The organism is Pseudomonas sp. PDM15 (assembly GCF_014851565.1).
Lineage (GTDB): Bacteria > Pseudomonadota > Gammaproteobacteria > Pseudomonadales > Pseudomonadaceae > Aquipseudomonas.
Genome location: NZ_JACVAA010000003.1, coordinates 84,179 through 106,358, shown reverse-complemented (window position 1 = coordinate 106,358; position 22,180 = coordinate 84,179). Strand labels below are relative to the sequence as shown.

The 22,180-nt window shown below is 62.7% G+C and carries 15 protein-coding genes and 1 pseudogene; 7 read left to right on the top strand and 9 right to left on the bottom strand.

Annotated elements, in window-relative coordinates; all coding sequences use genetic code 11:
• Position 1: 1 nt before the first annotated feature.
• The 5 genes from IB232_RS08455 to IB232_RS08435 form a co-directional block, all read right to left on the bottom strand.
• A complete protein-coding gene (locus IB232_RS08455) occupies positions 2-1,339 on the bottom strand; it encodes a sulfotransferase (protein ID WP_192398074.1) in 1,338 nt (445 codons plus the stop codon).
• A 4-nt stretch (positions 1,340-1,343) separates the two neighbouring features.
• On the bottom strand, positions 1,344-3,866 hold the full coding sequence (locus IB232_RS08450; protein ID WP_192398073.1) for a glycosyltransferase family 4 protein: 2,523 nt from the start codon (positions 3,864-3,866) through the stop codon (positions 1,344-1,346).
• 304 nt (positions 3,867-4,170) lie between these two features.
• Positions 4,171-5,349, bottom strand: a complete 1,179-nt coding sequence (locus IB232_RS08445; RefSeq protein ID WP_192398072.1) for an FkbM family methyltransferase — start codon at positions 5,347-5,349, stop codon at positions 4,171-4,173.
• Positions 5,346-6,020: an ABC transporter ATP-binding protein gene (locus IB232_RS08440; protein WP_192398071.1), complete on the bottom strand. Its 675-nt coding sequence runs from the start codon at positions 6,018-6,020 to the stop codon at positions 5,346-5,348. The genes IB232_RS08445 and IB232_RS08440 overlap by 4 nt, the downstream gene beginning before the upstream one ends.
• A gap of 2 nt (positions 6,021-6,022) precedes the next feature.
• Positions 6,023-6,814: an ABC transporter permease gene (locus tag IB232_RS08435; RefSeq protein ID WP_192398070.1), complete on the bottom strand. Its 792-nt coding sequence runs from the start codon at positions 6,812-6,814 to the stop codon at positions 6,023-6,025.
• Between the two features lie 544 nt (positions 6,815-7,358).
• Between IB232_RS08435 and IB232_RS08430 the strand changes: the two genes are divergently transcribed.
• The 5 genes and pseudogenes from IB232_RS08430 to cobA all read left to right on the top strand — a co-directional run bounded on the left by IB232_RS08430 (position 7,359) and on the right by cobA (position 15,557).
• Positions 7,359-8,570: an MFS transporter gene (locus tag IB232_RS08430; protein WP_192398069.1), complete on the top strand. Its 1,212-nt coding sequence runs from the start codon at positions 7,359-7,361 to the stop codon at positions 8,568-8,570.
• Positions 8,571-8,778: 208 nt separating this feature from the next.
• Positions 8,779-10,443, top strand: a complete 1,665-nt coding sequence (locus IB232_RS08425) for a bifunctional protein-serine/threonine kinase/phosphatase (protein WP_192398068.1) — start codon at positions 8,779-8,781, stop codon at positions 10,441-10,443.
• Between the two features lie 368 nt (positions 10,444-10,811).
• Positions 10,812-12,059: pseudogene (locus IB232_RS08420) on the top strand (NAD(P)/FAD-dependent oxidoreductase); the annotation flags it as partial.
• Positions 12,060-12,087: 28 nt separating this feature from the next.
• Positions 12,088-14,808: a nitrate reductase gene (locus tag IB232_RS08415; RefSeq protein ID WP_192398710.1), complete on the top strand. Its 2,721-nt coding sequence runs from the start codon at positions 12,088-12,090 to the stop codon at positions 14,806-14,808.
• Positions 14,809-14,819: 11 nt separating this feature from the next.
• Positions 14,820-15,557, top strand: a complete 738-nt coding sequence (cobA, locus tag IB232_RS08410) for a uroporphyrinogen-III C-methyltransferase (protein WP_192398067.1) — start codon at positions 14,820-14,822, stop codon at positions 15,555-15,557.
• 156 nt (positions 15,558-15,713) lie between these two features.
• Here the strand turns inward: cobA and IB232_RS08405 are convergent, their stop codons facing one another.
• From IB232_RS08405 to IB232_RS08390, 4 genes are all read right to left on the bottom strand, one after another.
• On the bottom strand, positions 15,714-17,378 hold the full coding sequence (locus IB232_RS08405) for an AMP-binding protein (protein WP_192398066.1): 1,665 nt from the start codon (positions 17,376-17,378) through the stop codon (positions 15,714-15,716).
• Positions 17,379-17,496: 118 nt separating this feature from the next.
• Complete coding sequence (gene sixA, locus IB232_RS08400; protein WP_192398065.1) at positions 17,497-17,949, bottom strand: phosphohistidine phosphatase SixA; 453 nt, start codon at positions 17,947-17,949, stop codon at positions 17,497-17,499.
• A complete protein-coding gene (locus IB232_RS08395; protein WP_137973310.1) occupies positions 17,946-18,293 on the bottom strand; it encodes a DUF4389 domain-containing protein in 348 nt (115 codons plus the stop codon). Before IB232_RS08395 ends, sixA begins: the two co-directional genes overlap by 4 nt.
• 18 nt (positions 18,294-18,311) lie before the next feature.
• The gene (locus tag IB232_RS08390; protein ID WP_192398064.1) at positions 18,312-19,334 is read right to left on the bottom strand and encodes an NAD(P)H-dependent glycerol-3-phosphate dehydrogenase; all 1,023 of its coding nucleotides are present in this window, start codon (positions 19,332-19,334) and stop codon (positions 18,312-18,314) included.
• Positions 19,335-19,611: 277 nt separating this feature from the next.
• Here IB232_RS08390 and IB232_RS08385 point away from each other — a divergent pair, with 277 nt between their 5' ends.
• Together IB232_RS08385 and fabA are read left to right on the top strand one after the other, a co-directional pair.
• Positions 19,612-21,486 (top strand): ATP-binding protein, encoded by a 1,875-nt coding sequence (locus IB232_RS08385; protein WP_192398063.1) that lies wholly within the window; start codon positions 19,612-19,614, stop codon positions 21,484-21,486.
• 176 nt (positions 21,487-21,662) lie between these two features.
• Positions 21,663-22,178, top strand: coding sequence for a 3-hydroxyacyl-[acyl-carrier-protein] dehydratase FabA (gene fabA, locus IB232_RS08380; protein ID WP_192398062.1), 516 nt, complete (start codon positions 21,663-21,665; stop codon positions 22,176-22,178).
• Positions 22,179-22,180 lie beyond the last annotated feature (2 nt).

Sequence of the window (22,180 nt, the reverse complement as noted above, 5' to 3'; positions counted from 1 at the left end):
CTTACTCGTACCCGAACGCCTTGAGCTCATTCGCCAGTTTTGTGTTGCAGTACTCCAGCAAGTCCTCCGGCATGTCGACTCGCCATCGCCCGATGGATCGCTCCGAGCTTTCCGAGGTTTTGTGATGCTCGCTCGCAGACGAGCTCAATACTTTCTGCTGGATGGCCTTCATCAAACGATCAGAGCCATCAATCTCGAGATAGTTAAAAATCCTCTGCATCTGGCCCACGGGATCCAGAACGACATCCTCGTATCTGACATGCAAGACAGAACTCTTCCTGTCATTCCAAGCCTCTACAACCCTCCTGGCCCCTGTACTGAAGACCCGGTGCACCCAATCAAAATCATCGGTTGCACGCTCTCGTCCAAAAGACTGACGGTTGCGCTTCTCGTTGAATGACAGCGCTGAGCAGATCATGTCGCGGAAGTCTCTGGTGAGGATGATTTCCCGTGGCGATCTGTAAACATCGTTGAAAATCGACTGCAGGTGTGTCGGCAAAAACTTCTCGGCAAAGTAAACGGCATCATGTTTTTTTTCACTGGCCGCGATGAGCTCATAGAACTCATCCGTCCGCCTAACGGAAAAATCGATAAGTGATCGCGGGAGCCGATTGTCGTAGTAGTCCCGAAAGCGCTCAGGAGTCTGAAATTGACGCATGGACTCCTGATGGTTGTACGGATTATGCCCGATCAGGCCGAGATTGCTTTCGAACTTGTCCGGATGCGAAGAATTATCGAAGTCAGCGGGATCATTAAGGACTTTCAGCAGGTGCATCCAATAGGCGGACTGCTTCACCTCGTAGGGGTAGAAATTAGCGGTCAGGACTTGGCGATGCTCACTAAGTATCTGCATGACCAGTGTCGTGCCACTACGGCCGATGGCAGTGAGCATGAGCGGCTGGTACTTACTGTCCGTCAGGATATTGTTGCGCGCTCGCCCATGAATGACCGCCACCTTTTCTTTTCTGCGGCTCTGATCGCGCGGGTCATATAAGTTGAGAACGATCTCCAAGCGCGTGGTTTTAAGAAGGCCTAAGGTGCCGATAAAGCTGTGAAATCCAAACTTGCTTCCGGCAGACTCTTCTTTCTGAAGATGTGCAGCCACGTCCGGCCTGGGGACGTGAACAGGGATGCGCTTGAGAAGAGTTTCCCCATTCATGATCTCGATGGAAGGCACCAGATAGGGAGCGCGGCCAACAGCCCAGCCTGCAATAGGCAGGCTGTGTCCTGCATTCGTGGTATTTGCTTTAGGCGCATCGAGGCTAAAACCTTCCACCTCTATCGGCAGCGCGGAACGTTCTATGCTGTGGACCTCAAAAGACAGCAAATCGGTACTCATAGGTTCAGTTGATCGCGAGATTGATATCGGCCGCACGCGCATTGATTAGCTGGGCGCTGCGACTCGGGCTGAAATCGTTTCGGATAGTCTCGAACGCTGCTCGCCCCAACTGAAGTGATAGCGCTCTATTTTGGAGGATACGGAGCATCTTTTCGGCCGCGTCCTCGATATCTGGCTCAGCCCAGATCTGCCCCTTCTGATAGGGACCAATGTCCTGCTCGAGCTCCACCAGCTTGTAGCGCACCGGCAGAGAATTCCCATCGTTCATGAAGTCGGCATTGCCGGACCAGTGCGTGGCAATGACCGGCTTGCCCAGATACATGGCTTCCGCGATCGGCAGGCCAAAGCCTTCGGCGCGATGCAGGCTGACGTAACAATCGCAAGCGTTGATCAGGTTGTTCAGCGTGTTGCGGTCCAGATAGTCGCCGATCAACTGGATGCGGGTATCCAGTTCCATGGCGGTATAGACCTCTGCCGCCAATGCCGGTTGCCGCTCGAGATTGGATAGCTTGATGACCAGTCTGACGTTGGCTTCAGGCTTGTCGCGGAAGGCACTCTGGAACGCCTTGATTACGCCGATCGGGTTCTTGCGCTCGGGCATGCTGAGCGTGTCCGACATATGCAGGAACAGAAACGCGCGCTCGTCTAGGTGAAGCTCCCTGCGGCTCAGAGGCTTCTCGATGACCACCTCGATTGCGGGTGGAATCAGGGTCACCGGCTTGCACGTATATCGGGAAATGGCAACCCGATTGTATTCGGTCGAGACCCAGATCTCGTCTACCTGGTCATAGGCGAAATGCAAAAACGCCGGAAAGACCGGCAGCTCCCAGTACCAGTAGCCGATGGTGTAGCGGTCATGGAAGAGTTCGCTTCCCAGATGGTCTCTGGCGATCTTGCTCTGGTCCGCGTTCACATGAACGAGATTGATCGGATAGCGAAGCGTGCCACCAAGGCCATGCACCGTCTCCCCCATGCGAGAGACATTGCCGAGTCGGTAGTCCACCAGCGAGAACGGCAGGCCCGAATGGCGCAATGCACGCAAGGACGCACGTGCCGCCTCCCCGACACCGCTTTCTGCGTGGAGATAGCCGATGAGGTTGATCCCAGTCTCATTGCTACGCTCGGGCGGCAGCTGCTGGAGGCGTGGATAGGCATGCTTCAGCGCCCATCCGGCATATGGGGCCAGCGCGATGCGCATCTTCAGCGGGACACGGCGACGCTGCTGCCAGACTATCCGGAATAGCTTGCTCTTCAGTGTGTCACCGAGGGTCTTGGGCTGCGCCGCCTCTGCGTTGCGGGCTCGCTCCAGCTGCTCGCGAACCGGTGCCAGATAGCGCTCGCTGAAGCCTGCTTCGCGGGGTGCGGTATCTAGGAGCCATTCTGCGAATCTGATGCTGTCGACGCTCTCCACGGCAGGGAAGGCGTCACGCAAATCGGCACGGGAATCCCACAGCGCCAGCGACAAGGCCGTCAGGCTGATGCCGCCCTTCTTGGAATGCACGAGGCGATTGAGTTCTTCGTGAATAAGGGGACACTGTTCTTCATCGAAAAAGTCGACTCCGCTAAAGGCATCACTGGTGCGAATCAGGCGACGTGCACTGTCAGGAACCTGGGTACCATCTGCAAAATGGCTGAAGGCGTAAGGTATACTCTTGAAACGCTGCAAACCGTTGCGCGCCAGCCCCTCCTCATAGCGAGTGCACAATTCGCGCAGGGGTGTCCCGCGAGAACCCTTGTCGAAGCGATTCTGGTGCTTGCTGAGAGTATTTGCCTCGATGGAAAAACCCGAGAAATGGAAGAATACCAGCGGCTTGTCATCGACCTCGAAGTTTCCGTCACTGGCCAGCCCCAGGTTTCGTTGGCTGAGATTCCAGTATGCGATATTCCAGCTGGTGTCTCGGTTGATATACACCCCAGAGAACATCGACGGCACGAAATCCATCCATTTCTGGTCGACAAACAGGTTTCGCGGCAGGTCTACCACACATTCCTTGTAAAGCTTACCTTGCCACCACCTCACCAGCTTGCGAGTCTCGTCGCAGGTACGCAGTGCGATGTAGCCGAGATTGTATGAGCCTGCCTGAAGAATACTGAGTTCAGTTGGCCACCGGCCGTCATCCAGCAAATCGGTGAGGTGCGGGGTCAGCAGCACATTGTGTTCGCCCAGCAATCCAAGCATGGGGTCCAGAGTGCTACAAATGAGGATATCGGGGTCGAAATAGATGACCTTCTTGTATCCACGGTTCATCAGCAATTCGACAACATAGGGCTTGATCGCGGTGTTCAGCTCCAGGATCGAATACTGATAGATGAAGGTGCCCAGCTCTGGAATATCCAGATCGGTAATATCGATGATCTCGGCAACTGGGCAGCAGGTATCTGCCACCCTCCTATCGCATAGCCCCAAGAAAAGATCAGCGTCGGGGCAGTGCTCTCTCAGACTTTCGAAGAGGGTGTTGGCAAAATGCAGATAGTTGTTGGAGACGACGGTAAAAATACAAACGTCATGGTCGAAGGGTTGACTCATAAATTGCCCGTTGAAGCGATGACAGATATCTACTGGTTTCAGTTGCACCGGCCCCAAGACCTCATGGAGCTCCGAGCCACTGGCTTGTCCATCGAGAGTCTCGTTAATCTCTGGCAGAAACCACTGGATGTCATCCTTGTGCTCGATTTGCGCGATCAGGCTCGCCGAACGCTATTTCTAGAACAACCCACCGTTGATTCACATCTAGAAAACGAGCAATCCTTAAGCCCTCTGCAAGCATACTCGAAAGTGCCCGCACTAAGGGGGGTAGAAGTCGAGCGGCACCCGCAGCGCTGCATTCTTTCTACCTGCTTCGCAGCTCTTCCTCTTTCGCTTGAAGAGCAACGAGCGTGTTCTGGAGGTCTCTCTCCTTCTGTTCGTACGCCTTCAACAGGTTCTCATATGCGTGGCCAGCATCGTCCAAAGCCGCGTCCTTGTGCGATACCTGCGTCAGGATAGTCTGAATCTGTTGCTTCAACGCCTTGTTGTCGAGGGTAAGGCTCTCGTTGGCCTGTTCGAGCAGCTCATGGGGATATGGTTTGAAATCGTTCGGCGGAACAATCTCGATAGCATTGAGCTTCTTCTGCGTATTTCGCAACTCTTCTTCTCTCGCTTGAAAAGCAGCGAACGCGTTCTGAAGGTCTCTCTCCTTCTGTTCGTATGCCCTCAATAGGTTTTCATATGCATGAGCAGCATCGTTCAAGGCCGCGTCCTTTTGTGACAGCTGCGTGATGAGGGTCTGAATCTGTTGTCTCTGCATCTCGTTGTCGAGGGTAAGACTCTCATTGGCCTGTTCGAGCAGCTCAAGGGAATATGGTTTGAAATGATCAAAGACGTTCGGCGGAATAATTTCGATGCTTGTGCCGAACTGCGAGCCCTTGCGGGCATAGAATCGGTTCAGGCCATCGAAATAGATGAGCTGATAGTGATCTAGGACAAGCTCCTCCCATTGCTCGTGGCTGAGCTCTTGGGAGTTCGGAACGGTGGCCTCTATAACCAGAACGGATGGAGCTACTACGGAAAAATCCGCTCCGAAAAGCACGTCCCCCTCGCAACCCTCAACATCGATCTTCATGAAATCGACTTGTCGATTTCCCACATGCTCGGACCAAATTTGGTTCAGAGTAACCAACTCGACGGTCAGTTCCTGATCAATGCTCCTTTCCTCGCGGTAGTGCTCCGCAATTACCTGGTTGAGCGTCGAAGTGCCTATATCCTTTGTGATGTAGAACGTTCGGGTGTCGGCCTGCGCCCCGACGCAGCACTGAAGATTGATATCTCGCTCACGAGCGGCTTGAAGCTCAGTGAACAGCTTTGGCTGTGGCTCGACGTTGATACCGCTCCAGCCCTTCAGATAGAAGTGATGGGTAACCGAGTCATAAATCGGATGACACGCACCTATGTCGACATAAAAGCCAGTCTTCCTGCTCTTGAACAAGCGCTCAAGAATTACGTCCTCGAAGTTTTGTGCGTAGCTAATCATGGTGCAGACAGGGCCTTTTCCGAGGTGGAAGAGCGGATCATGCCCTTCTCAAAGACAAGGACGGTATCTGTCCATTTCTTGAGCTTGGCCGGCGAATGGGACACTAGAACCATGGCACAACCTTGCTCGACGGCATGCCGCACAGCCTTTTCCGACTTCTCCTGAAAATCCTGATCCCCGACCGATAGCACTTCATCGATCAGCAGAAGGTCAACTTCCATGGCTAATGCGACTGCAAAACCAAGTCGAGCCCGCATGCCAGACGAATAGGTGCCGAGCACATCATTCATCTGCTCGCCGAGCTCGCAGAATTCGTGGATTCCCTTGAGCCGAAGCCTGACTTCTTTGCGACTCATACCCATCAGGACACCACTGAGAAGGGCATTGTCCCAGCCATTCAGTCGCGGGTCGAAGCCGGCCTGGAGTGATAGCAAGGATATGCGCGCACCGAAGTTGCTCACCCGGCCACGATCCGGCGCATAGATACCCGCCATCAATCTCAGCAGAGTCGATTTACCAGCCCCATTGTGACCCATGATGCCCAGGCGCTGGCCCTGATGAATCTGCAAGCTGACGCCGTTGATAACCGGGTGGTAATCACTTTGAAAAAACGATTTGCGTAAACGGTACGCCAGATGCACGTCGTGCATTTCCAACAACAAGTGACCCATCCTCACTCCTGAATGATTCGGGCGTACTGCCGGTTGTAGCGCCCGAACAGCGCCATCACGAGCACATTGAACAACAGGAGCGCTGCAAGGAGGTTAGCCAACATGTACCATTCGGGCTGTTGCTGTCTGATCAGAATATCCCTGTAGGCCTCAAGCAGCAGATAAACAGGATTGAAGTTCAGAGCCCAGTGGAAGCTTTCCGGGACTAGGTCGCCCGAAAAGAACACACCCGAGAGGAACATGGCGAGCTGCAGACACGCAGGAACTATCACCCGCAGGTCCGGAATGAAGGGCATGAGCGCGGCGACAAGCCCCGCGCAGGGGAGAATCAGCATAGCCTGCAGCAAGAAAAGAGCTGGATAGCAGAGCCAGTACGCCGTCGGAAAATAGCCCATGATGCTGAGGATCAGCATCAAGATCACTACGACCAGAATCTGCTTGATCAGATCTCTAAAAACTTCGGCCAGTGGGAAGATGCTGGTGTGAAGCGGTAGCTGGAGTATCAGGCCGCGGCCAACCAGAATCGACTGGCTGGCATTCATGATGCTCTTGGAGAACCAGAGCCAGTGCACGACTCCAATCAACAGAAAGGCGACGTAATCATCGCCACCATGCTTAAGCAGCACCCCGAAGGCGAGATAGTAGACCGCCAGATGCATCGCCGGCTCAATGATCCACCACAAGTATCCCAGCCGCGTGCCCCGGGACTCTGACTTCAGCCCCATCATTGCCCGCAGCCAAGAAACCTGGATTACTCTGGAAATGGCCGCTGAGCCGGTTGATTGCTTGTACATAAACAGCTCAATTGTTGGGGCGCTATACGTGGCCATAGTAGCTTTGGAGGTGCACGATATCACTCTCCTAGAGAGTCGTTTGGTGGGACTCTCTAGCAGATCGATGATGTTGCCCCTTTGCGCAGGCAACCTCGCCTCAAGTCAGTGCGCATAACTTCCTCTTCGCACCGCAATGATCCACCAGCCTGACCATACATCCGCCTGAACCACTAATTTCCATGTTTCCAGAGGCTTGGCCCGAGTCTTGCTCAAGCCCTGTCACAGGCATCCAACGGCGGTTGCCACCGATACGACAAAGGCGTCGCACCTCTTCCGCTCAGGCGGTCAGTGGTGCGGCGCTTTTTGCGTTTCAGCCCCAGCGAATGGGGCGGTTGGCGGGCCGCGATCCGGGCGCCAGCCGGTAACTCTCTCAACCTGTCTGTGGCTTCGGCCACGGGGCCTGGCGCCACAAGCTCCGGGCTTCTCCCAAGGGTTGTTCGGCAAGGTGCCCACGATCACGGCGCCGCGCAACCCGCGGGACTCTTTCTCGATGATGAGGTGTTGGATGAATACAAGTTTCTGGAAAGCCGGCCACGCACCGACGCTGTTCGCCGCGTTCCTCTATTTCGACCTGAGCTTCATGATCTGGTACGTGCTCGGCCCGCTGGGCGTGCAGATCGCCACCGACCTGGGCCTGACCACCCAACAACGCGCCATGATGGTGGCCACGCCGATCCTGGCTGGCGCCGTGCTGCGCTTCATTATGGGCCTGCTGGCCGACCGCACCTCGCCGAAGACCGCCGGCCTGATCGGCCAGGTGATTGTCATCGCCGCTCTCGCCGTCGCCTGGCAGATGGGCATCCATAGCTACGAGCAGGCCCTGCTGCTCGGCCTGTTCCTCGGCTTCGCCGGCGCCTCCTTCGCCGTGGCCCTGCCGCTGGCGTCCCAGTGGTACCCGCCGCAACACCAGGGCAAGGCCATGGGCATCGCCGGTGCCGGCAACTCCGGCACCGTGCTCACCGCCCTGTTCGCGCCAGGCCTGGCCGCTGCCTTCGGCTGGGGCAACGTGTTCGGACTGGCGCTGATCCCGCTGGTGCTGACCCTGATCATCTTCGCCAGCGTGGCCAAGAACGCTCCCGAGCGCCCGACGCCCAAGTCCATGGCCGACTACCTCAAGGCACTCGGCGACCGCGACAGCTGGTGGTTCATGTTCTTCTACAGCATCACCTTCGGTGGTTTCCTCGGCCTGGCCAGCACCCTGCCCGGCTACTTCCACGACCAGTACGGCTTCGATCCGGTGAAAGCCGGCTATTACACCGCCGCCTGCGTATTCGCCGGCAGCATGATGCGCCCGCTGGGCGGCGCCCTGGCTGACCGCATCGGCGGCATCCGCTCGTTGCTGGTGATGTACACCTGCGCCTCTATCTGCATCGCCGCGGTCGGCTTCAACCTGCCCAGCGCCTACGCCGCCCTCGGCCTGTTCGTGGCCGCCATGCTCAGCCTGGGCGCCGGCAACGGTGCGGTGTTCCAACTGGTGCCGCAGCGCTTCCGCAAGGAGATCGGCGTGATGACCGGACTGATCGGCATGGCCGGCGGCATCGGCGGCTTCTGCCTGACCGCGGGCCTCGGCGCCATCAAGCAGGCCACCGGCGACTACCAGCTGGGCCTGTGGCTGTTCGCCAGCCTCGGCGTGCTGGCCTGGTTCGGCCTGCATGGCGTCAAGCTGCGCTGGCGCACCACCTGGGGCTCAGCAGCAGTCACCGCCGCCCGCGTCTGATCCACCCGCCGGGCGCCTCGTGCGCCCGGCGTTTGCGCAGGACGGTTGCGACAAAGGCGGGGCTGGCAACAGACTCCTCGCACTGGTCAGGAAAGGTGGAGTGGCAACACTCCTGGGAGCCGCGCCGGCTCAGCCTTTGTCTCAACCGACTTGAATACCCAAGGGGCGCCACGGCGCCCTTCATCATGTCCCGCCACAGGAGCGCCCGATGGCCCTGCAACTGAGCTTCGGCGAAGCCACCGCCACCGGCCCGCGCACGGAGAATCAGGACGCCATCCGCGTAGTCACTCCGGCGCCGACCCTTGCGGCCAGCAAGGGCTTCCTGTTCGCCCTGGCCGATGGCGTCAGCCAGTGCGCCGATGGCGGCCTGGCGGCCCGCGCCACCCTGCAGGCCCTGGCGCTGGATTACTACGCCACGCCGGAAACCTGGGCCGTGGCGCAATCGCTGGATCGCCTGCTGGTGGCGCACAACCGCTGGCTGCAGGCCAATGGTGGCGGCCAACCGCTGCTCACCACCCTCTCCGCTCTGGTCTTGCGCGGGCGTCGTTTCACCCTCGCGCATGTCGGCGACTGCCGCGTCTATCGCTTCCACTCCGGCCAGCTGGAGCGCCTCAGCGAGGACCATGTATGGGAACAGCCGGGCATGCAGCACGTGCTCAAGCGCGCCATGGGCCTGGATCAGCATTTGGTAGTGGACTACCTGGAGGGCGAGCTGCGCGAGGGCGAGCGCTACCTGCTGGTCAGCGACGGGGTGTGGTCGACCCTCGGCGACTCCGGCATCCGCAGCCTGCTTCAGGACGAAAGCGATGCCACCGCCGCCTGCCAAGCGCTGGTGGCCGCCGCCCATCTGGCCGGTAGCCAGGACAATGCCAGCGCCGTGCTGGTGCAGGTCGACGAGCTGCCGGACAACGACCTGGCCGACACCCTGGCTCAGCTCCAGCAGTGGCCGATGCCACCCAAGTTGCGCGAGGGCCAGGAGTTCGAGGGCTGGCAGATCGAGCGCGTGCTGGCCGAGTCGCGCCAGTCTCTGGTGTACCGGGTGCGAGATGGCCAGGCACGACGCTGGCTGCTCAAGACCCTGCCGAACAGCCGCCATGACGAAACCCAGGCCGGCCCGGCCCTGCTGCTGGAGGAATGGTTCCTGCGCCGCGTGGCCGGGCGCCACTTCCCCGAGGTCCATCCGCTGCCGCAGCGCCAGCATCTCTACTACGTGCAGCGCGAATACGCCGGCCAGACCCTGGCTGAACACCTGCGCCTGAGCGGCCCGCTGGGCCTGCCGGAATGGCTGGACCTGGCGCCGCGCCTGCTCAAGGCTCTGGGCCTGCTGCACCGTCGCAACATCCTGCACCGCGACATCAAGCCGGAGAACCTGCTGTGGTGCGACGACGGCGAGCTGCGCCTGCTCGACTTCGGTCTGGCCTACTGCCCCGGCCTGTCCCGTGACGAGCAGCACGCCCTGCCTGGCACGCCCAGCTACATCGCCCCGGAAGCCTTCGCCGGCATCGCCCCGGATCGCCAGCAGGATCTCTACTCCGCCGGCGTCACCCTCTACCGCCTGCTCACCGGCCACTATCCGTACGGCGAGATCGAGGCGTTCCAGCATCCGCGCTTCGGCACCCCCGCCGCGCCCAGCCGCTACCGCCCGGACCTGCCGAGCTGGCTCGACGACTGCCTGCTGCGCGCGGTGGCGGCCAACCCGCAGGAGCGCTTCGAGACCGCCGAAGAGTGGCTGCTCAGCCTGGAACAGGGCGAACGCCAGGCGCTCAACGTACGCCCACGTCCGCTGCTGGAGCGCGAACCGCTGAAGGTCTGGCGTGGCGTGGCGCTGGGTTCACTGCTGCTCAACCTGATCCTGCTGGTGGCCCTGCTGTAGAGCCGGTGCAGCCGCTCCCACAATTCGGTTTCATCAGCAAACCGCACCACAACGACGCAGCACCGCTTTAATCGGGTGCGCACAAGGCCCAAATAACCGTCAAAACCCGGCAAGAATCCCAGAAAACACAGCCTCCGCAGAGTTGGCACGCGCCCTGCAAAAGAGAAATCGACATTACATAAAAGCATCGCCGTCAACGTAGAAGGCAGTGCTTCCCGGCAGATCGGGACCAGGACAAAGGCGTCCTCGCTAGGCAACTAGCGGGACGCCTTTTTTGCTTTATGGCCTGCCCACGGCAGCCGCCAATGTTCGAGTCGTCGCGGGGCATGCCCCGGACAATTTTCCGTGATCAACAGGAGAGAACCGGCATGAACAAACTCAAGCTGGTGATGGTAGGCAACGGCATGGCCGGCGTCAGAACCCTCGAGGAGCTGCTCAAGCTCGCCCCCGACCTGTACGAGATCACCGTGTTCGGCGCCGAGCCGCACCCCAACTACAACCGCATCCTGCTGTCCCCGGTTCTGGCCGGCGAGCAGAGCTTCGACGATATCGTGCTCAACGGCCTCGACTGGTACGAACAGCACGGCATCGACCTGCGTCTGGGGCGCAAGGTCGTGAGCATCGACCGCAAGAAGCGTGTGGTGATCGCCGACGACGGCAGCAGCGCCCAGTACGACCGCCTGATCCTGGCCACCGGCTCCAATCCCTTCATCCTGCCGGTACCGGGCAACCGCCTGGAGGGCGTGATCGCCTACCGCGACATCGCCGACACCGAACAAATGATGCAGGCCGCCCGCACCCACAGCCACGCGGTGGTCATCGGTGGCGGCCTGCTTGGCCTTGAGGCGGCCAATGGCCTGCGCCAGCGCGGCATGGACGTGACCGTGGTGCACCTGGCCGACTGGCTGCTCGAGCGCCAGTTGGACAAGACCGCTGGCGAGCTGCTGAAGCAGGCGCTGGAAGCCCGCGGCATCCGCTTCCGCCTCAGCGAGCAGACCGACGAGCTGCTCGACTACGGCACCGGCCGCGTCTGTGCCGTGCAGTTCAAGGGTGGAGACGTGATTCCCGCCGACCTGGTGGTGATGGCCGCCGGCGTGCGCCCCAACACCGAGCTGGCGGAAAAGGCGGGCATTCCCTGCAACCGCGGCATCCAGGTCGACGACTGCCTGCAGACCTACGACCCGCGCGTCTACGCGGTCGGCGAGTGCGCCAACCATCGTGGCATCGCCTACGGCCTGGTCGCCCCGCTGTTCGAGCAGGCCAAGGTCTGCGCCAACCACCTGGCCATGCTCGGCACCGCCCGCTACCAGGGCTCGGTGATTTCCACCAAGCTCAAGGTCACCGGCATCGATCTGTTCTCCGCCGGCGATTTCATGGGCGGTGATGACACCGAGACCATCACCCTCTCCGACCCCATCGGCAGCGTGTACAAGAAGCTGGTGATCAAGGACGACGTGCTGGTCGGCGGCTGCCTGTACGGCGACACCCTGGACGGCAGCTGGTACTTCCAGCAGATCTGCGGCGGCGCCGACATCAGTGGCGTGCGCGATCACCTGATGTTCGGCAAGGCCAGTATCGAAGCGGCGGGCATCCGTGCGGCCGGTCTGAGCGCGAGCGAAGGTGCCGCCCGTGCCTGAAGCTGCCCTGCAATCCGCCACCCAGATTACCGCGGCCACCTGCTGCTACTGCGGCGTGGGCTGTGGCGTGCTGATCGAGCACGACGGTACGAAGATCCTCGGCGTGCAGGGTGACCCCAGCCATCCGGCGAATCACGGGAAACTGTGCAGCAAGGGCTCGACCCTTCACCTGACCGGCGACCTGGATGCCCGCGCCCTGTACCCCGAGCTGCGCCTGGGCAAGGGCCTGGCCCGCGCCCGCAGCAGCTGGGACAGCGCCCTCGACCACGCCGCCAATGTGTTCGCCGAAACCATCCGCGAGCACGGCCCGGACAGCGTCGCCTTCTATATCTCCGGCCAGTTGCTGACCGAGGACTACTACGCCTTCAACAAGCTGGCGCGCGCCCTGGTCGGCACCAACAACATCGACAGCAACTCGCGCCTGTGCATGAGCTCGGCCGTGGTCGGCTACAAGCGCAGCCTGGGCGCCGATGCCCCGCCCTGCAGCTACGAAGACATCGAACAGGCCGACTGCCTGCTGATCGCCGGCAGCAACATGGCCTACGCCCATCCGATCCTGTTCCGTCGCCTGGAGGCAGCCAAGGCCGCGCGGCCGGAGATGCAGATCATCGTCGTCGACCCGCGGCGCACCGATACCTGCGACCTGGCCGACCTGCACCTGGCGATCGCACCGGGCACAGACGTGGCGCTGTTCCATGGCCTGCTGCACCTGCTGCTGATCAATGGCGACTATGACCTCACCTATATCGAGGCTCACACCGAAGGCTTCGAAGCCCTGCGCGAGCTGGCCGCCGACTACCCGCCGAGCGAAGTGGCGCGTCTGTGCGGCATCGACGAGGCCGACCTGCGCCGCGCCGCCGCACTGATCGGCCGTTCGCCGGCCTTCCTCTCGCTATGGTGCATGGGCCTCAACCAGTCCACGGCAGGCAGCGCCAAGAACAGCGCGCTGATCAACCTGCACCTGGCCACCGGCCAGATCGGCAAGGTCGGCGCCGGGCCCTTCTCTCTCACCGGCCAGCCCAATGCCATGGGCGGCCGCGAGACCGGCAGCCTGAGCAACCTGCTGCCGGGCCACCGCGAGGCCGGCAATGCCGAGCACCGCGCCGAAGTCGCCCGTTACTGGGGCGTCGACGGCTTGCCGGAGAGCACCGGCCTCTCCGCCATCGAACTCTTCGAGGCGGTGCGCGTCGGCAAGATCAAGGCCCTGTGGATCGCCTGCACCAACCCGGCCCAATCCCTGCCGGACCAGCAGAAGGTCCACGAGGCCCTGGCCGCCTGCCCCTTCGTGGTGGTGCAGGAGGCCTTCTTCACCACCGAAACCTGCCACTACGCCGACCTCCTGCTCCCAGCCGCCAGCTGGGGAGAAAAAGAAGGCAGCGTGACCAACTCCGAGCGGCGCGTGACCCACGTGCGCCGCGCCGTGCCAGCGCCCGCAGAGGCGCGGCCGGATTGGGCGATCGTCTGTGACTTCGCCCGCCGCCTGGAACAACAGCTCCGCCCCGGCCTGCCAAGCCTGTTCGACTTCGCCAGCGCGCAAGCGCTGTTCGAGGAATACAAGCACCTGACCCAGGGCCGCGACCTGGACCTCTCCGGTCTCAGCTACGCGATCCTGGACAACCAAGGTCCACAACAATGGCCCTTCCCGGCCGGTGCCCAGCAGGGCACCGCGCGTCTGTACGGGAACGGCATCTTCCCCACCGCCAGCGGCCGCGCACGCTTCGTCGCCGATCCGTTCGTACCGGCCAGGGAACGCCAGGAGAGCGACTTCCCGCTGCTGCTCAATACCGGGCGCCTGCGTGACCAATGGCACGGCATGAGCCGCACCGGCACCGCCGCACGGCTGTTCGGCCACGCGCCGGAAGCGGTGCTCGGCCTGCATCCGGACGAGCTCAAGCGCCGTGGCCTGCACGCCGGGGAGCTGATCCACCTGCGCAGCCGCCGCGGCGGCCTGATCCTGCCGGTGCAGGCCGACGAAGCCCTGCAGCCTGGTCAGGCTTATCTGCCGATGCACTGGGGCGACCGCTTCCTCAAGGGCCTGGGCACCAACGTGCTGACCCAGCCAGCGTTCGACCCGCTGTCCAAGCAGCCGGAACTGAAGATCAGCGGCGTCGACGTGGCCAGGGCCGAGCTGCCCTGGCAGTTCTTCGCCCTGATCGAAGGCGATGTGCAGAGCCGCTTCGAGGCCCTGCGCCCGCTGTTCGAGCAGTTCGCCTACGCCAGCCTGACGCCGACCGGCCGCGAGCAGCGCCCGGCCCTGCTGATCAAGGCTGCTGCCGAGGCGGCGCCGGATGCCGAGTTGCTGGCCGAGATCGACAGCCTGCTCGGCGTCGACCACGGCCCGGTGCTGGCCTATGACGACGCCAAGCGCCGCGTGGGCAAGCGCGTGCGCATCGAGGACGGACGCATCGTCGCCGTGCGGCTGGCCGGAGAGACCGCCGCCCGCGACTGGCTCAAGGGCCTGTGGGAACAGGGCAGCACCGATGCCGACCTGCGGCGCTGGCTGCTCGCCCCGCTGGCCACCCCGCCGGGTGGCGGCATGAAGGCCAGCAAGGTGCTGTGCAACTGCATGAACGTCAGCCAGGACGCGGTGTGCGCCGGTATCGAGCGCGGCCTGGACCTGGACGGGCTCAAGCGCGAGCTGAAATGCGGCACCAGCTGCGGCTCGTGCGTGCCGGAAATCAAACGACTGCTGGTCACCCACGTGGCCGCCGTCGCCGTGGAAGCCTGAGGAGTAGAACCATGAATGCAAAAGTCTGGCTGGTGGGCGCAGGCCCTGGCGATCCGGAATTGCTGACTCTCAAGGCGGTCAAGGCTCTGCAACAGGCCGATATCGTGATGATCGACGACCTGGTCAACCCGGCGGTGCTGGAACACTGCCCGGACGCCCGCGTCGTGCCGGTGGGCAAGCGCGGCGGCTGCCGCTCTACCCCGCAGGCCTTCATCCACCGCCTGATGCTGCGCTATGCGCGCCAGGGCAAGTGTGTGGTGCGCCTGAAAGGTGGCGACCCGTGCATCTTCGGTCGCGGCAGCGAGGAAGCCGACTGGCTGGCCGAACACGGCGTCGAGGTGGAGATGGTCAATGGCATCACCGCCGGCCTGGCCGGTGCCACCAACTGCGGCATCCCCCTGACCCTGCGCGGCGTGGCCCGCGGCGTGACCCTGGTCACCGCCCACACCCAGGACGACAGCAGTCTCAACTGGCAGGCCCTGGCCCAGGGCGGCACCACCCTGGTGGTGTACATGGGCGTGGCCAAGCTCCCCGAGGTGCGCGACAGCCTGCTGGCCGGTGGCATGCGCGCCGACATGCCGGTGGCGATGATCGAGAACGCCTCCCTGCCGCAGCAACGCGAGTGTCGCAGCACCCTGGCCGGCATGCAGCAGGCGGCCCATGACTTCCAGCTGAAAAGCCCGGCGATCCTGGTGATCGGCGAAGTGGCTGCACAGCAACAGATTCAAGCTTTGGCAGAGATTGCCTGATCCCCTTCGCTCCTGCGGAGTAGTGCTTAGCCCGGCCGGTTTGGCCGGGCTTTTTTTTGCGCGCGCACCGGCCATGGCCTGTCGATGCCGGATCGCGCTCCCACAAAAAAGCCCGGTCAATGACCGGGCTTGGATGATCGCCAGCTGCGCAGGTGACTAGCCGACCTGCTGGTGCCAGACCACGCCTTCGCGGCGCTCGCCCCAGGCATCGAAGTGGGGGCTGTAGGCGGTTTCCACCGAGGCGCGCTTGATCTTCAGGGTCGGCGTCAGGAAGCCGTTGTCCACCGCCCACACCTCTGGCACCAACACCAGGCCGTTGAGCTGCTCGTGCTTGTCCAGCACTTGGTTGGTTTCCTCCAGCAGGCGCTTGAGGCTGCCCTCCAGCTGCTCGCGGGATTCCTTGCGCCCGGCCTCGGACAGCACGCACAAGGCCAGCGGCTGCGGCAGGCCGTCACCGACCACGCAGACCTGCTCGATATGGCTGTGCACGGCCAGGCGGTTCTCGATCGGCGCCGGGGCCACGTACTTACCCTTGCTGGTCTTGAAGATTTCCTTGATCCGCCCGGTCAGGCGCAGGTTGCCCTCGGCATCCTGCTCGCCCTTGTCGCCAGTGCGCAGGAAGCCGTCCTCGGTCAGCACCTCGGCGGTCTTGCCCGGCTCCTTGTAATAGCCCTGCATGGTCGAGCCGCTGCGCACCAGCACCTCGCCCTCCTCGCTGATGCGCACCTCGGTGCCCGGGTTGTTCTGGCCGATCCAGCCCTTCTTGAACTTGCCGGGACGGCACACGTGCGAGTAACCGCAGTTCTCGGTCATGCCGTAGACCTCCTGCAGCTCCAGGCCCAGGCGGCGGTACCAGGCCAGCAGCGCGTCGGGCACCGGCGCGGCGCCGGACAGGGCGAACTGCACCGCATCCAGCCCCAGCCCGCGCAGGACCTTGCGCCCGAACAGGCGACCGAGCAGCGGGATGGACAGGAGGAAATCGAGGCGCTGGGCCGGCATCTTCGAGTAGACGCCCATCTGGAACTTGGTCCAGATCCGCGGCACGCCGAAGAACACCGTCGGCCGCGCGCGGCGCAGGTCGTCGAGGAAGGTGTCGAGGCTCTCGGCGAAGAACACGCTCATGCCGCTGTACAGCGAGTTGAGCTCGACGAACATGCGCTCGGCCACGTGGCACAGCGGCAGGTAGGACAGCGCGCGGTCCTGCTCGCCGACACCGAACAGCTCGGTGGCATGGCTGGCGGTGAAACCGAAGTTGGCGAAGTTGTGCATGACGCCCTTGGGCATGCCGGTGGTGCCGGAGGTGTAGATGATGGTGGCGAGCTGGTCGGGCTGGCTGCGCGGCTGGTCCTGGATCGGCGCACAGGCCTGCAGATCGCTCCACTGTTTGTCGAAGCTGCCTTCGGCGTGCAGCGGCAGAGCCACGGTGATGACCCCCTCGGGCACGCCGGGAGCCATCCCCGGCCAGTCGTCGAGCTTGCCGATAAAGACCACTTTCGTTTCCGCATGCTCCAGCACCTGGCGCACCGAGTCGGCGGTGAGGTTGGGATACAGCGGCACCGAGACGTGCCCGGCCATCCAGATGGCCAGATCGGTGACTATCCAGTGCGCGCTGTTCTTGGAAATGATCGATATCTTGCTGCCCTGCGGCAGCTCCAGGCTGCGCAGCCAGCTGGCAGTACGCCGCGCCTGCTCGCCGACTTCGGCCCAGGTCAGCTGTTCCACCCGACCACCGCCCAGAGGCTGGATCAGGTAGGTCTTGTTGGGATGACGCGACTCGCGCTCGAAAAACGCTTCGAGCGGCAAACGGACTGCACTGGCCACGGGGCCTCCTTGTTTGTTGTTTTTGTCACAGGGAGCAACCAAGCACTTGCTTGGTCGAATATTCCATGCGTCAGGAGGTGCGGCAAGTGAAGAAATGTTACAGGAGCGCAGGACCCCTCTAGTGCGGGTGATGCAGACCAGCCAGGTGCATCAGGCCAGGCACGATGTCGCCGTCGAGGGCGACCAGGCTGGCGGTGTGCAGACCGAGGGGTTGCTGCAGATTGCCATGCAGCAGAAAGCCGGAGAGGCTGCCGAGCAGCGGATTGTGGCTGACCAGCAGGCACTCGCCTGGGTAATGCTCGAAGCGGTCGGCGGCCGAGCGCGGAGAGTCATCCGGCGTGGCCCAGTCCACCGTGGTCAGCGGCAGCGTGAGGCCGAGGGTCTCGCGCACTAGCTCTGCCGTCTGCTGGGCACGCAGGTAGGGACTGACCAGAATGTGCGCCAGCTGCCGGCCACGCAGGTGCTCGGCGATCTTGCGCACTTCCTTGCGGCCGCGCTCGGTGAGGGCCCGCTCCGCGTCGCTACGCGCACGCGGTTCGGCCTCGCCGTGGCGCAGCAGCCAGAGGGTCACAGCTTGGGCTCTTCGTCGCGCACGGGGTGCGGCGCCGGCGGAATGCTGTGCGGCTCGATGCCTTCCGGGGCACGTGGAGTCGGCCAGTCGGCGAATGGCCAGGGCTTCTCCTCGCTATTGAAGGTGCCGAAGCGGCCGATCTGCTGCAGATACTGGCTGAGGCTGTCGCCAAAGCCCTGCAGAGTGCCGTTGGGCGCGCCGTAGAACAGGCGATAGCCAATCTGCAGCAGGACCACGCCGCCGAGAATGATCTCCGCCAGCTGCCAGACGATGGCGAAGATCACCATCCACAGAATGCGCAGGGCGATGGACTCGCGCTCCAGTTCCTTGTTCGGTTCGCTCATGGTGCTCTCCTTGGATGGTCAGAAACCGCTGGGGGAAATGAAATCCACGTCGGTCTTCGGCTCGCCGCGCATCAGCGCCTCGATGACCTGGGCCAGGGTGCGGCCCTCGAACAGAATGGCATGCAACCCAGCCACTAGCGGCATGTACACCTGCAGCTCTTCGGCCTTGGTCTTCAGCACCTTGAGCGTATTGACGCCCTCGGCCACCTCGCCCAGGCGCGCCACCGCGTCTTCCAGGCTGAGGCCCTCGCCCAGGGCATAGCCGACCTGGTAGTTGCGGCTCTTCGGCGAGGAGCAGGTGACGATCAGGTCACCGACCCCGGCCAGACCGAGGAAGGTCATGGGGTTGGCGCCGAGCTTGACGGCGAAGCGGGTCATCTCCGCCAGGGCGCGGGTGATCAGCATGCTCTTGGTGTTCTCGCCCATGCCCATGGCCGCGGCCATGCCGGCGATGATGGCGTAGACGTTCTTCAGTGCGCCGCCCAGCTCCACGCCGAAGCTGTCGCGGCTGGCATAAACGCGGAAGGTACGGCCGTGCAGGGCCGATTGAACGCGCTGGCAGAGCTCATCGTCCTCGCTAGCGATCACCGAGGCGGTCAGCGCGTGTTCGGCGATCTCACGGGCCAGGTTGGGGCCGGACAGCACACCGATACGTGCCTGGGGTGCCACTTCGGCGAGGATCTGGCTCATCAGTTTGAAGCCGTCGGCCTCGATGCCCTTGGTGGTGCTGACCAGCAGCTTGCCGGCCAGGGAGTCAGCGATCGGCTGCAGTACCTTGCGCAGGGCCGACGAAGGCACGGCGACGAAGACCAGCTCACAGGCCGCCAGGGTGGCCGGCAGGTCGGTGACCGGCTCAATGCCGGGCAGCAGCTTGATGCCCTTGAGGTAGCGCGGGTTCTCGCGCTGGGTGCGCATCGCCTCGGCCTGCTCCGGGTCGCGCATCCATTGCAGGACGCGCTGGCCATTGGCGGCCAGGAGGTTGGCGATGGCGGTGCCGAAGCTGCCGCCGCCCAGTACTGCAACAGGTTGTTGCTCGGTCATAAGAGTTCCAAACAGGCCATCCAGATGGCGAAAGCCGCATTATCACGAAGCCCCGGCCGACCGACCAGTCCCCAGCGTGACCCGCCGCGCAGAGCGTGCGCTGGCAAAGCTCGGCTTCTCGGTTAACATGCGGCAGTCATGCCCAGAGAACAAGGCCGTTCCGTGCTCACATCCCTTCCCCGCCGACTTCCGCGCCCACACTGCCGGGCCGCGCGGCGCGCAACTCCCGAGTCTGTCGACGTGGCAGGCTTCTATCTGCGACTGCACGAGTGGGCCGATGTTCGGGCGTAATTGGGACATCCACACCCGCACCCAGCTGATCAGCGTCGGCCCGGCCCTGCTGCTGACCCTGCTGCTGACCGGTTTCTTCACCCATTCGCGCCTGGAAGACCTGCGCCAGGAGATCAACCACGCCGGCCAGCTGATGGCCAACCAGCTGGCGCCAGCCTCGGTGCATGGCGTCGCAGCCGGCGATACCAAGGTGCTGGAGAACCTGCTACGCGCCACCCTGCAGACCCCCAACGTGCGCTTCCTCGAGGTGCGCGACCGAGCCGAGAACATTCTGGTCTACGTCGAGCAGCACAACGAGCAGAGCGCCTCGCGAGTCGGCATCTTCCATGCGCCGATCCGTCAGGAGAACGGCGTCGAGCCTGACGGCTACTTGGGCCGGGTGGTGGTCGGCATGTCCGACGAGGCCTTCACCAGTCGCCAGCAGGCAATCCTGCTCAAGGCCACGGTGCTGGCCCTGGTCGCCCTGCTGCTGACCTTCTTCCTCGCGCGCCAGCTGGCGCGGCGTCTGGCCCAGCCGATCAGCGCCATGGGCGAGGCTGTGGAGGCAATCAAGGCCGGCGACTACCAGACCCAGCTGCCGGAGAGCGATACCGGTGAACTGGGCGACCTGGCCCGGCACATCAACAACCTGGCGGTGGAGCTGGACAACGCCAGCCGCGAGCAGCGCGAGGCCATGCAGCAGTTGATCCAGACCCGCGAGGAGGCCGAACAGGCCAGCCGCGCCAAGTCGGACTTCCTGGCGATGATGAGCCACGAGCTGCGCACCCCGATGAATGGCGTGCTGGGCATGCTGCAGCTGCTGGAAACCACCGAGATGACCCAGGAGCAGGCGGAGTACGCGGCCCTGGCCACCGAATCCACCGAGCACCTGCTCAAGGTGATCAACGACATCCTCGACTTCTCGCGCATCGAACGCGGCGCCCTGGAGCTGGAGCGCATCCCCTTCAACCTGCAGGAGCTGCTGCAGGGCTCGATCCAGGTGTTCCAGCACAGCGCCCACCAGCGTGGCCTCTACCTGCGTCTGGACACCCCTCCGGGGCTGGAAAAGTTCGAGGTGCAGGGCGACCCTACGCGCATCCGCCAGATTCTGGTCAACCTGCTGGGCAATGCGCTGAAGTTCACCGAGGAAGGCGGCATCCGCATCGAGACCCACTGGCAGCCGCTGGATAATGAGGTGCTGTGGTTCACCTGCGCCGTGCACGACAGCGGCATCGGCATCGCCCCGCAGCGCCTGGAGCATATGTTCGATGCCTTCCAGCAGGCCGACACCTCGATCTCCCGGCGCTATGGCGGTACCGGCCTGGGCCTGTCCATCGCCCGCACCCTGGCCGAGCGCATGGGCGGCACCCTACATGCCACCAGCCTGGAAGGCAGCGGCTCGGTGTTCACCCTGGAGATTCCCCTGCCGTTCTGCCTGAGCAGCCCCAGCCTCGAGCCACAGGAGCGCAGCGAGCATCCGTCCGGCGAAGGCCAGGAAGTGCTGCTGGTGGAAGACAACCCGGTCAACCAGACGGTGATCGAGGCCATGCTGCGCAGCCTGGGCTATCGGGTCGAGCTGGTCGGCGATGGCGCCCAGGCGGTGCAGCATTTCGACCCGCAGCGCTTCGTCGCCGTGCTGATGGACTGCCGCCTGCCGGTCATGGATGGGTACGAAGCCACCCGGCAGATCCGCCGCCAGACGCCGCAATGCAGTACTCCGATCATCGCATTGACCGCCAATGCCCTGCAGGGTGATCGTGAGGCCTGCCTGCAGGCCGGTATGAACGATTACCTGGCCAAGCCGTTCAAGCGTGCAGACCTGGAACGGGTATTGCTGCGCTGGCTGGGCAAGCGCAACCAGACGCTGCAGCAGGAGTACTAGAATCGGCCCAGCGAACTAAGCGTGGACGATTTGCGTCAGACTCATCCGGTATACAAGTGTTCACAACAGGCTGTGACTTTCACCAGGACGCAACAGTCTATGACTAGTCTGCCGCTACACAAGAACATTCGCGGCACAGCTTTAGCCCCACCGAGGGGACCATTTGAGGAGTTCGCATGACCCAGCAAAACGCCTATACCCGGGAAGAATTGCTCGCCTGCAGCCGCGGCGAACTGTTTGGTCCAGGTAATGCGCAGTTGCCCGCCCCCAACATGCTGATGATCGATCGCATCGTTCATATCAGCGACACGGGCGGCAAGTACGGCAAGGGCGAGATCGTCGCCGAACTCGACATCAATCCGGACCTCTGGTTCTTCGCCTGCCACTTCGAAGGCGACCCAGTCATGCCGGGCTGCCTGGGCCTCGACGCCATGTGGCAACTGGTGGGCTTCCACCTAGGCTGGCAGGGCAATCCCGGCCGCGGCCGCGCGCTGGGCTCGGGAGAAGTGAAGTTCTTTGGCCAGGTGCTGCCCACTGCGAAGAAAGTCACCTACAACATCCACATCAAGCGCACCATCAACCGCTCGCTGATCCTGGCCATCGCCGATGGCAGCGTCAGCGTCGATGGTCGCGAAATCTACAGTGCCGAAGGCTTGCGCGTCGGCCTGTTCACCTCCACTGACAATTTCTAAGG